This is a genomic window from Pseudomonas sp. AM4(2022) (genome assembly GCF_036346515.1).
Lineage (GTDB): Bacteria > Pseudomonadota > Gammaproteobacteria > Pseudomonadales > Pseudomonadaceae > Aquipseudomonas > Aquipseudomonas paracarnis.
Map to the genome: position 1 here is coordinate 46,595 of NZ_JAOTNW010000028.1, position 10,565 is coordinate 57,159.

Consider the following 10,565-nt stretch of genomic DNA (forward strand, 5'->3'; position numbering starts at 1 on the left):
CTGGGTAATCGACGGACCTTCTGAGCGAACGGCGGGGCAACCGTGGAAAGCGCACCCTCAACACTCAGAATTGGCCGTAAATGTTACGTTTTTTTCAACGCGATGACATGCGGTGTTTTGCGTGGGCTAAAACAGCCCGGCTTTAGCGGCGCGCAGCACCGCTTGGATTTTGTTATGCACGCCCAGCTTCTTGAAGGTACTGCTGATATGAAAACCCACCGTGCGCTCGGACAGGCAAAGAATCGCGGCAATCTCGGAGGCAGTCTTGCCCATCGCGGACCACTTGAGGATTTCCGTTTCCCGGGCAGTCAATTTGCTGGGCGCTTTGATGTCGGGTGCGTCGGCGTACTTCTGCGCGACCACCGCATGCATCGCATGGCAAAGCCACAACACCTGGCCGGCTTTTTCGTAAAGCTCTTCAGGGCTGACCTCGCCCTTGCTGCGAACCAGGGTCAGCATGCTGAATACACCCTGGAAATCATGCACGGCTTGGGTCCAGCCTAAATGCACCCCGCATGACTGGGCCAACTCCCACAGCTGGGGGGTGTTGGTAAAGGTTTTTGGCTCCCAGAGAATGGGCAGTACCGAACTTTTGCAGTGGGATACAACGGGGTCTACATCGAAGTAGTGTGCTTGTTTATAGATATGGCTCCATTCGTTTGGATAGTTATTGAATAGAATGAGTTTTGTTTTAGTGTCTTGTGTTTGGGAACTCATCGTAAAAGAGCAATATTCGAAACCCAGCTCATAGGTGTGGTTAATCACCATTTCAAACACACTGGTTATCTCACTCTCGCCTTCCAGCTTGGGTAGCCGGGTATTGCGCCAATTGACCATCGGTTACTCTCCATAGGTTTCTGTGTGACTTGGGTACGTCCTGATCCCCCAATGCAGCTCGAAAACAAGTGTAGGGTAAGTCCTACAAGTGAGTCTGAAAAAAAATTTACCTATAGGATTTCTTTCATATGCCAGTTTTGTACAAGGCTCTAGGCTTTGTATAAGGGAGTCTGTCGGCTTTTTTTTCTTCAATATTCTTAATGGCTTGGAGGTAATATTGAAATGATATTGTCGTGGGTGCCGTTTCATCTAGTGAGGTGTGCGAAGCGTGCTAATAGCCAAATAGTTAGTGCCAGGGTGGCGCGCAGGGTTCACGTGTGACTGTGCCAAAAACGGCCAGGCTCGCCCGCAAGGTGGCTGCCCGTACCTTGGACGATTTTAAATGCCAGTACCAATCATCGGTGTTTGCGCGGTCTGTTTTGAGGGACACTAAAGGCCTGTGCAAAACGGAGCCCCCCATGACGGCCAGTGCTGAGAAATTTACCCGCCAGACCCTGCTCGATGTGCAATCGCTGACCCCCAGCCTGTTCACCCTGCGAACCACCCGCGATGCCGGTTTTCGTTTTACCGCCGGCCAGTTCGTGCGCCTGGGCGTTACCAAGGCGGATGGCAGCACCGTCTGGCGTGCCTATTCCATCGTGTCTTCGCCGTTTGACGAGCATCTGGATTTCTTTTCCATCGTGGTCCCCGGTGGTGAGTTCACCAGTGAACTGAGCCGCCTGAAGGTGGGCGATACCTTGCTGGTAGAGCGCCAGGCCACCGGTTTTCTGACCCTCAACCGCTTTGTCGACGGGCGCGACCTATGGTTGCTGGGAACCGGAACGGGCGTTGCGCCGTTCCTGTCGATCCTGCAGGACTTCGAAGCCTGGGAAAAATTCGAACGCATCATCCTGGTGTACAGCGCCCGGGAAGCCAGGGAACTGGCCTACCAGTCGCTGATCAACACACTGGGCGAGCGTGAATACCTGGCCGAATACGCTCACAAGCTCACCTACATCCCCATCGTCACCCGCAAGCGGTATCCGGGCACGTTGAACGGGCGTATTACGGCCTTGATCGAAAATGGCGAATTGGAGCGGGCCGCCGGCGTGGAGCTGACGGCGCAGGATTCGCGTGTACTGATTTGCGGCAACCCGCAGATGGTTGATGACACGCGCCAGTTGCTCAAGCGACGGGACATGCAACTGAGCCTGAGCCGACGGCCTGGCCAGGTAGCGGTGGAAAATTATTGGTAGAAAAAAGGCGCCTTACGAGGCGCCTTTTTTGCATCCGCCGGTTAAAGCGGCTTGTTGTTCTGTGCCTTGAGCAGATCGCGGATCTCGCCCAGCAGCACTTCTTCCTTGCTCGGCGTCGGCGGCAGGCTTGGGGCCACGGCTTCTTCGCGCTTCAGACGGTTGATCGCCTTCACGCCCATGAAGATTGCAAACGCGACGATCACAAAGTCGATGATGCTCTGGATGAACTTGCCGTAGGCCAGGACCACAGCGGGGACATCACCCTGTGCTGCCTTGAGCGTGACGGCCAAATCGGCAAAGTCCACGCCACCGATTAGCAGGCCGATGGGAGGCATTATCACGTCGCCTACAAATGAGGAAACAATCTTGCCGAAGGCAGCACCGATGATGATACCGACGGCCATGTCGACCACATTACCTTTGACCGCGAAGGCCTTGAACTCACTGATCACGCCCATAGGTTATTCCTTGTTACAGTTGAGGAGGGTGGAGGTCAGTGTAATTCAGTCGAACAGCGCTTGCTCGACACAACTGTTAACACTGTCGGTTTTTATCGACACATCAAATCGCAAATAGTTTGCAAAGTGCCATCAATCGCGCGCGATTTAGCGGCTATTTCAGCGAGTTACCAGATTTTTTTCTTAATCGGGCCTGTGGTGTTTTTCTATTTATCTTCTGACTCGCAGGTCACTAGCCTCTGACAAGCACAACAGAATGTGCGCTAAAAAAACCAGAGGAAACCTCGATGAACACTCCAATCAGCCGCAGGCCCGTGTCGGCGCGCCATGCGCTGGCACTGGTGACCGCCAGCCTGCTTTCCCTCTCTGTGCAAGCCGCCAACCTGACCCGCGATAACGGGGCCAACGTCGGTGATAACCAGAACTCCCAGACCGCCGGCGCCAATGGCCCGGTGTTGCTGCAGGATGTGCAACTGATCCAGAAGCTGCAGCGCTTCGACCGCGAACGCATCCCGGAGCGCGTGGTGCACGCACGCGGCACGGGCGCCCATGGCACCTTCACCGTGACCGACAACCTCAGCGACCTGACCAAGGCCAAAGTGTTCGCCGCCGGTGAAACCACGCCGGTGTTTGTACGCTTCTCGGCCGTAGTGCACGGCAACCACTCGCCGGAAACCCTGCGGGACCCACGGGGCTTCGCCACCAAGTTCTATACCGCCGAAGGTAACTGGGACCTGGTCGGCAATAATTTCCCCACGTTCTTTATTCGCGATGCCATCAAGTTTCCGGACATGGTCCATGCCTTTAAACCGGACCCGCGCACTAACCTGGACGATGACTCGCGCCGTTTCGACTTCTTCTCCCATGTTCCAGAGTCCACTCGTACACTGACCGAGTTGTACTCGGACTCCGGTACCCCAGCCAGTTACCGCGAAATGGACGGTAATGGTGTACATGCCTACAAGTTGATTAACGCCAAAGGCGAAGTGCACTACGTCAAGTTCCACTGGAAGAGCCTGCAGGGCATCAAGAACCTTGATCCCAAGCAAGTGACCGAGGTGCAAGGGCGTGACTATAGCCATATGACCAATGATTTGGTCACGCACATCAACAAAGGCGACTTCCCTAAGTGGGACTTGTACGTGCAAGTACTCAAGCCTGAGGACCTGGCCAAGTTTGATTTCGACCCACTGGATGCCACCAAGATCTGGCCGAATGTGCCCGAGCGCAAAGTCGGGCAAATGGTGCTGAACCGCAACCCGGCCAATGTGTTCCAGGAAACCGAGCAAGTCGCGATGGCCCCGGCCAACCTGGTACCGGGTATCGAGCCGTCGGAAGACCGCTTGCTGCAGGGGCGCGTGTTCTCCTACGCCGATACGCAGATGTACCGCCTGGGCGCGAACGCCCTGCAACTGCCGATCAACGCTCCACGGGTCACCGTCAACAACGGCAACCAGGATGGCGCGATGAACTTCGGCAAGACCACCACTGGCGTGAACTACCAGCCAAGCCGCCTGTTGCCACGCGAAGAGCCGCAAACCGCGCGCTACAGCCAGTCGCCGCTGTCGGGCAGCACCCAGCAGGCCAAGATCCAGCGTGAGCAGAACTTCAAGCAGGCGGGTGACCTGTACCGTTCCTACACCAAGAAAGAGCGTGAGGACTTGATCAACAACTTCGGCGGCTCATTGGCCACCACCGATGACGAGAGCAAGCACATCATCCTGTCGTTCCTCTACAAGGCGGATCCGGAATACGGCACCGGCGTGGCCAAGGTCGCCAAGGGCGACCTGGCTCGCGTAAAGGCGCTGGCGGAAAAACTGACTGACTGATTCGTTGGTTGCGGTCGGCGCCTTCACGGGCGTCGACCTTTGGCAGGAGAGACACCATGCGTATTTCTATCGGTTTGCTGATGAGCATGCTGGCCTTTATCGCCCATGCCGAGTCCCCCGACCCGGTGGCGCTCAAGGCGCAGTTGCAGGATTACTATTTTGACGCCGCCCGTCGTGGCGACCTCGACATGCTCAACACCTTCATAGAGTCCGGCTACGGCCTCAATACCCAGGACGACAAGGGCTACACCGCGTTGATCCTGGCTGCTTATCACGGCCAGGGCCCGTATGTGGAACGTCTGCTCGATGCCGGCGCCGACGCTTGTGTGCAGGATAAGCGCGGCAACACGGCGTTGATGGGCGCCATTTTCAAAGGCGAGCTGAAAATCGCCCAGCGCCTGTTGGCCACCGACTGCAACCCCGACCAGCGCAACGGCGCGGGGCAAACCGCCGCCATGTACGCCGGGCTGTTCAAGCGCGTCGAGTTGTTGGGGGCGCTGCAAGCCAAAGGCGCCGATCTGAACGCCGAAGACCCGGTCGGGAACAGCGCTTCACGTTTAGCCAAGGGCGAAATCCGGACCCCAGCGTCGCGCTGAGCTATCATCGCGGTTTTTCGGTTGGAGGTTCTCACATGGCAAAGGCCAAGCGCATGTACGGCTGCACGGAGTGCGGCGCGACCTTTCCCAAATGGGCGGGCCAGTGCTCCGAATGCGGCGCGTGGAACACCCTGACTGAAACCATGATCGAGAGTGGCGGTGCCGCGGCCCCCACCGGCCGTGCCGGCCGTGCCGGCTGGACCGGGCAACAGGCGCAGATCAAGACCTTGGCCGAAGTCAGCGTCGAAGAGATCCCGCGCTTTTCCACCGCCTCCGGCGAACTGGACCGGGTTTTGGGCGGTGGCCTGGTGGACGGCTCGGTGGTATTGATTGGCGGTGACCCTGGCATCGGCAAGTCCACGATCCTGCTGCAAACCCTGTGCAGCATCGCCAGCCGCATGCCTGCGCTGTATGTCACCGGCGAAGAGTCCCAGCAGCAAGTGGCCATGCGTGCCCGGCGCCTGGGCTTGCCTCAGGACCAACTGCGGGTCATGACCGAAACCTGCATCGAAAGCATCATCGCCACGGCGCGCATCGAAAAGCCCAAGGTCATGGTCATCGACTCGATCCAGACGATTTTCACCGAACAACTGCAATCGGCACCCGGTGGCGTGTCCCAAGTGCGCGAAAGTGCGGCGCTGCTGGTGCGTTACGCCAAGCAGAGCGGCACGGCGATCTTCCTGGTCGGCCATGTCACCAAGGAAGGCGCACTGGCCGGGCCACGGGTGTTGGAACACATGGTCGACACCGTGTTGTATTTCGAAGGGGAATCCGACGGTCGCCTGCGCCTGCTGCGGGCGGTGAAGAACCGCTTTGGCGCCGTCAACGAACTGGGTGTGTTCGCCATGACCGACCGGGGGCTGAAAGAAGTCTCTAACCCCTCGGCGATTTTTCTCACCCGCGCTCAGGAAGAAGTCCCAGGCAGTGTGGTGATGGCGACGTGGGAAGGCACCCGGCCGATGCTGGTGGAAGTCCAGGCGCTGGTGGATGACAGCCATTTGGCCAACCCACGGCGGGTCACGCTGGGCCTGGACCAGAATCGCCTGGCGATGTTGCTGGCGGTGCTGCACCGGCATGGCGGCATTCCAACCCACGACCAGGACGTGTTCCTCAACGTGGTGGGCGGGGTCAAGGTGTTGGAGACCGCGTCGGACCTGGCGTTGATGGCGGCGGTGATGTCCAGCCTGCGTAACCGGCCGCTGCCCCATGACTTGCTGGTGTTTGGCGAGGTGGGTTTGTCGGGTGAAGTGCGCCCGGTGCCGAGTGGGCAGGAGCGCTTGAAGGAAGCGGCCAAGCATGGCTTCAAACGCGCGATTGTGCCCAAGGGCAATGCGCCGAAGGAGGCGCCGCCGGGGTTACAGATCATTGCTGTGACACGGCTGGAGCAGGCGTTGGATGCCCTGTTCGAATAACCAGTGCCGGACCACCCTTGTGGGAGCGGGCTTGCTCGCGAATGCGGTGTATCAGTCATTTAATAATTGGCTGAAGGACCGCATTCGCGAGCAAGCCCGCTCCCACATTGGATGTACGTTGGCGGCTAGATCTCCAGCAGGGCGCCCAGCTCGCGCTCCAGCTCTTGCTCATCACCCAGGTTCAACTCAACGAACCTACGCAAATGGCTGATCGAATCCAGATCAATGTGTTTGCACACAAAGCCCAATTGACCCTGATCTTCATGGGTCAGCCGCGCTTGCATCTTTATATGCGTCTTCTGGTCCAGGCGTATGTCGACGTCAAAGGGCAGCGCTTTATTCCCTTTCCAGCCTTCAGGCCGTTCCACCAACAATCCCTTGAGTGACAGATCCACCAGTTTCACCGGCCATTCGCTGCCGTTTTGCCGAAGTTCGGCAGTGGCATCAAAGGCGATCCGGCGAAAACGGCGACGTTCAGACGCATGCTCGGTCATGGTATAGCCCTCTGTGAATGGGAGGAGTGTAGCCCGGGGCCATCAAGGGGCGTTTATTTCGGCTTTTTTTAACGGTTGAAGGCTCTAGACCAACGTAGGGGGCTGGTCTTTAAGGCCAGTAGCGCTAAACTCGGGCTGGCTGTCCTTTCTGTCCACCCTGGCTGGAATATAAAAATGAAAAATAATAATAGCCTGCTACGCCACTTACCCTGGCTGGTGCTGGCAATTGTAGGAGCGTGCGCCCTGGGCGTAGTGGCCTTGCGCCGCGGCGAGGCGATCAACGCCTTGTGGATTGTGGTCGCTGCAGTAGCCATCTACCTGGTTGCATACCGTTACTACAGTCTGTTCATCGCCAACAACGTGATGCAACTCGACCCTCGGCGGGCAACCCCTGCGGTGGTCAACAACGATGGTCTGGACTATGTACCGACCAACAAACACATTCTTTTCGGTCACCACTTTGCGGCGATTGCCGGTGCAGGCCCGTTGGTCGGCCCGGTGCTGGCGGCGCAAATGGGCTATCTGCCCGGTACCCTCTGGCTGATTGCCGGGGTGGTGCTGGCCGGTGCGGTGCAAGACTTCATGGTCCTGTTCCTGTCCACCCGTCGCAACGGCCGTTCCCTGGGAGATATGGTTCGCGAAGAGATGGGCCGCATTCCCGGGACCATCGCGCTGTTCGGCTGCTTCCTGATCATGATCATCATCCTCGCGGTGCTGGCGCTGATCGTGGTCAAGGCCCTGGCCGAGAGCCCATGGGGCATCTTCACGGTGATGGCGACCATCCCGATCGCGATGTTCATGGGCATCTACATGCGCTACATCCGCCCGGGCCGCATCGGTGAAATCTCCATCATCGGCGTGCTGTTGCTGCTGGGTTCGATCTGGCTGGGCGGGCAGATTGCCGCTGATCCGGTGTGGGCCAAGGCGTTCACCTTCACCGGCATTCAGATCACCTGGATGCTCATCGGCTACGGTTTCGTGGCCGCTGTGCTGCCGGTGTGGCTGATTCTGGCGCCCCGCGACTATCTGTCGACGTTCCTGAAAATTGGCACCATCATCGCCCTGGCGATTGGCATCCTGGTCACCATGCCTGACCTGAAAATGCCAGCGCTGACCCAGTTCATCGACGGCACTGGCCCGGTGTGGAAGGGCGGCCTGTTCCCGTTCCTGTTCATCACCATCGCTTGTGGCGCGGTCTCGGGCTTCCACGCGCTGATCTCTTCGGGCACCACGCCCAAGTTGCTGGCCAGTGAAAGTCACGCCCGTTACATCGGTTACGGCGGCATGTTGATGGAGTCGTTCGTGGCCATCATGGCAATGGTTGCCGCTTCGGTGATCGAGCCTGGCGTGTACTTCGCCATGAACAGCCCGGCTGCCATTGTCGGCACCGACGTGGTCACCGTGGCGCAAACCGTCAGCAGCTGGGGCTTTGCAATTACCCCTGAGGCGCTCTCTGCCGTGGCCCACGATATCGGGGAAACCACCATCCTGGCCCGTGCCGGCGGTGCGCCGACGCTGGCGGTAGGTATCGCACAGATCCTGCACAGTGTGCTGCCAGGTGAAAACACCATGGCGTTCTGGTACCACTTTGCGATCCTGTTCGAAGCGCTGTTCATCCTTACGGCAGTGGATGCCGGTACCCGCGCCGGTCGTTTCATGCTGCAAGACTTGCTCGGTTCCTTCGTGCCTGCGCTCAAACGCACCGAGTCCTGGACCGCCAACCTGATCGCGACGGCCGGTTGTGTGGCGATGTGGGGTTACCTGCTGTACCAAGGCGTGATCGACCCACTGGGTGGTATCAACACCTTGTGGCCGCTGTTCGGTATCTCCAACCAGATGCTGGCGGGTATCGCGCTGATGCTGGCGACCGTTGTGCTGATCAAAATGAAGCGTCAGCGCTACATCTGGGTGACCATGTTGCCGGCTGTCTGGCTGCTGATCTGCACCACCACCGCGGGCTTCATCAAGCTATTCGACGCCAACCCGGCGATCGGCTTCCTGTCGCTGGCCAAGAAATACAGCGATGCCCTGGCTAACGGCCAGATCCTGGCTCCGGCCAAGAGCATCGACCAGATGCAGCACGTGATCTGGAACGCCTACACCAACGCAACGCTGACGGCGCTGTTCCTGTTCGTGGTGTTCAGCATCCTGTTCTATGCGCTCAAGGTGGGTGTAGCCGCCTGGGGCAACAAAGAGCGTACGGATAAAGAAGCCCCGTTCCAGGCTGTACCGGACGCGTAAACGAGGATTGCAAGCATGTTCAATGACATCAGTCGCCTCGGTAAATACCTCGGTCAGGCCGCACGCCTGATGGTCGGCATGCCCGACTACGACACCTACGTCGAGCATATGCAAACCAAACACCCGGACAAGCCGGTGATGGACTACAAGGCGTTCTTCCGGGAACGCCAGGAAGCCCGTTATGGCGGCAAGGGTGGGCCCAAGTGCTGCTAAGTTGGTAAAACTGCCTTACCTGTAGGAGCGAGCTTGCTCGCGAAAAACCCAAGGACACCACGTGCATCCAGACAGCACGCGTTATCGTTGACGTTCTTCGCGAGCAAGCTCGCTCCTACAGTTGTTTTTGCGTTCCCTTTTTTCAGGAGAATCTCTTTGTCCTCTCCCATCCCCGTCACCATCCTCAGCGGCTTCCTCGGCGCCGGCAAGACCACCTTGCTGCGCCACCTGCTCAAGGCCGAGCACGGCTTGAAAATCGCCGTGATCGAAAACGAATTCAGTGACGCCGGTATCGACACCCAATTGCTGGGCGACGAGCCGGTGCAAGTCATGACCCTCTCCAACGGCTGCGTGTGCTGCACCATCCACACCGACCTGACCAAAGCCCTGTACCTGCTGCTGGAACGCCTGGACAGCGGCGAGATCGCCTTCGACCGGCTAGTGATCGAATGCACCGGCCTGGCCGACCCTGCGCCGGTGGCCCAGACGTTCTTCATCGACGAAGAACTGCGCGAGCGTTATATCCTCGACGGCATCATCACCCTGGTGGATGCGGCCCACGCCGAGCACCACCTGACCCAGACCATCGCCCAGGCCCAGATCGGCTTTGCCGACCGCCTGTTGGTGAGCAAACGCGACCTGGTAGACGACGCCAGCTTCGACGCCCTCAGCCAGCGCCTCACCCGCATCAACCGCCGTGCGCCGATTCGTGTGGTGGACCACGGCAAGATTGATTTGGCCCAATTGCTGGACGTGCGCGGCTTCAACCTCAATGCCGGCATGAGCCTGCGCCCGGTGAGTGCAGCGCCTTCGGTCGACCGTATTTCCAGCCTGGTGCTGCGCACCGACCAGCCGCTGGATATCGACCGCCTCAGCGAATTCATGAACGAACTGCTGGAGGACCACGGCAAGCAGCTGCTGCGCTACAAAGGCGTACTGAATATTGCCGGGGAGGATCGACGCATGGTGTTCCAGGGCGTGTTGAAGCTGTATGGCTTCGACTGGGATACCGAATGGGCCGAGGGCGAGGCGCGGGAGAGTGTGATTGTGTTTATTGCCGATGAGTTGCCGGAAGACAAGATTCGCCAAGGCTTTGCGCGGGTCTACCAATGAACCCGGCTTGAAATGCACCCCAATGTGGGAGCTGGCTTGCCTGCGATAGCGGTGGGTCAATCACTGATGGGCTGGCTGCACAACCGCCATCGCAGGCAAGCCAGCTCCCACACTTGACCCTGTTTCAAATTGAAATC

Annotated in this window: 10 protein-coding genes; 7 read left to right on the plus strand and 3 right to left on the minus strand. The window is 58.7% G+C overall.

Annotation, left to right across the window (positions count from 1 at the left end):
• Positions 1-126 precede the first annotated feature (126 nt).
• Entirely contained in the window at positions 127-837 is a 711-nt protein-coding gene (locus tag ODQ19_RS25505; RefSeq protein WP_330211551.1) for a helix-turn-helix transcriptional regulator, read from the minus strand.
• A gap of 458 nt (positions 838-1,295) precedes the next feature.
• Between ODQ19_RS25505 and ODQ19_RS25510 the strand changes: the two genes are divergently transcribed.
• Positions 1,296-2,072 (plus strand): ferredoxin--NADP reductase, encoded by a 777-nt coding sequence (locus ODQ19_RS25510; protein ID WP_330211552.1) that lies wholly within the window; start codon positions 1,296-1,298, stop codon positions 2,070-2,072.
• Positions 2,073-2,113: 41 nt separating this feature from the next.
• Here ODQ19_RS25510 and mscL read toward each other — a convergent pair whose 3' ends face one another.
• On the minus strand, positions 2,114-2,530 hold the full coding sequence (gene mscL / locus ODQ19_RS25515) for a large-conductance mechanosensitive channel protein MscL (protein ID WP_019818024.1): 417 nt from the start codon (positions 2,528-2,530) through the stop codon (positions 2,114-2,116).
• 287 nt (positions 2,531-2,817) lie between these two features.
• Between mscL and katB the strand changes: the two genes are divergently transcribed.
• Genes katB through radA form a run of 3 tightly spaced genes read left to right on the plus strand, consistent with a single transcriptional unit; the run spans position 2,818 to position 6,367 of the window.
• A complete protein-coding gene (gene katB / locus ODQ19_RS25520; protein ID WP_330211553.1) occupies positions 2,818-4,359 on the plus strand; it encodes a catalase KatB in 1,542 nt (513 codons plus the stop codon).
• A gap of 56 nt (positions 4,360-4,415) precedes the next feature.
• On the plus strand, positions 4,416-4,955 hold the full coding sequence (locus tag ODQ19_RS25525; protein WP_116664959.1) for an ankyrin repeat domain-containing protein: 540 nt from the start codon (positions 4,416-4,418) through the stop codon (positions 4,953-4,955).
• Positions 4,956-4,990: 35 nt separating this feature from the next.
• Positions 4,991-6,367 carry a DNA repair protein RadA gene (gene radA, locus ODQ19_RS25530; RefSeq protein WP_330211554.1) on the plus strand — a complete coding sequence of 459 codons (1,377 nt, stop codon included), beginning with the start codon at positions 4,991-4,993 and terminating at the stop codon, positions 6,365-6,367.
• Between the two features lie 125 nt (positions 6,368-6,492).
• Here radA and ODQ19_RS25535 read toward each other — a convergent pair whose 3' ends face one another.
• Positions 6,493-6,861: a PilZ domain-containing protein gene (locus ODQ19_RS25535; protein WP_116664957.1), complete on the minus strand. Its 369-nt coding sequence runs from the start codon at positions 6,859-6,861 to the stop codon at positions 6,493-6,495.
• Between the two features lie 174 nt (positions 6,862-7,035).
• Between ODQ19_RS25535 and ODQ19_RS25540 the strand changes: the two genes are divergently transcribed.
• From ODQ19_RS25540 to yjiA, 3 genes are all read left to right on the plus strand, one after another.
• Positions 7,036-9,102: a carbon starvation CstA family protein gene (locus ODQ19_RS25540; protein ID WP_003194310.1), complete on the plus strand. Its 2,067-nt coding sequence runs from the start codon at positions 7,036-7,038 to the stop codon at positions 9,100-9,102.
• A gap of 15 nt (positions 9,103-9,117) precedes the next feature.
• A complete protein-coding gene (locus ODQ19_RS25545; RefSeq protein ID WP_003194308.1) occupies positions 9,118-9,315 on the plus strand; it encodes a YbdD/YjiX family protein in 198 nt (65 codons plus the stop codon).
• Between the two features lie 156 nt (positions 9,316-9,471).
• Positions 9,472-10,428 (plus strand): GTPase, encoded by a 957-nt coding sequence (gene yjiA, locus ODQ19_RS25550; protein ID WP_330211555.1) that lies wholly within the window; start codon positions 9,472-9,474, stop codon positions 10,426-10,428.
• The last annotated feature ends 137 nt before the right edge of the window (positions 10,429-10,565 follow it).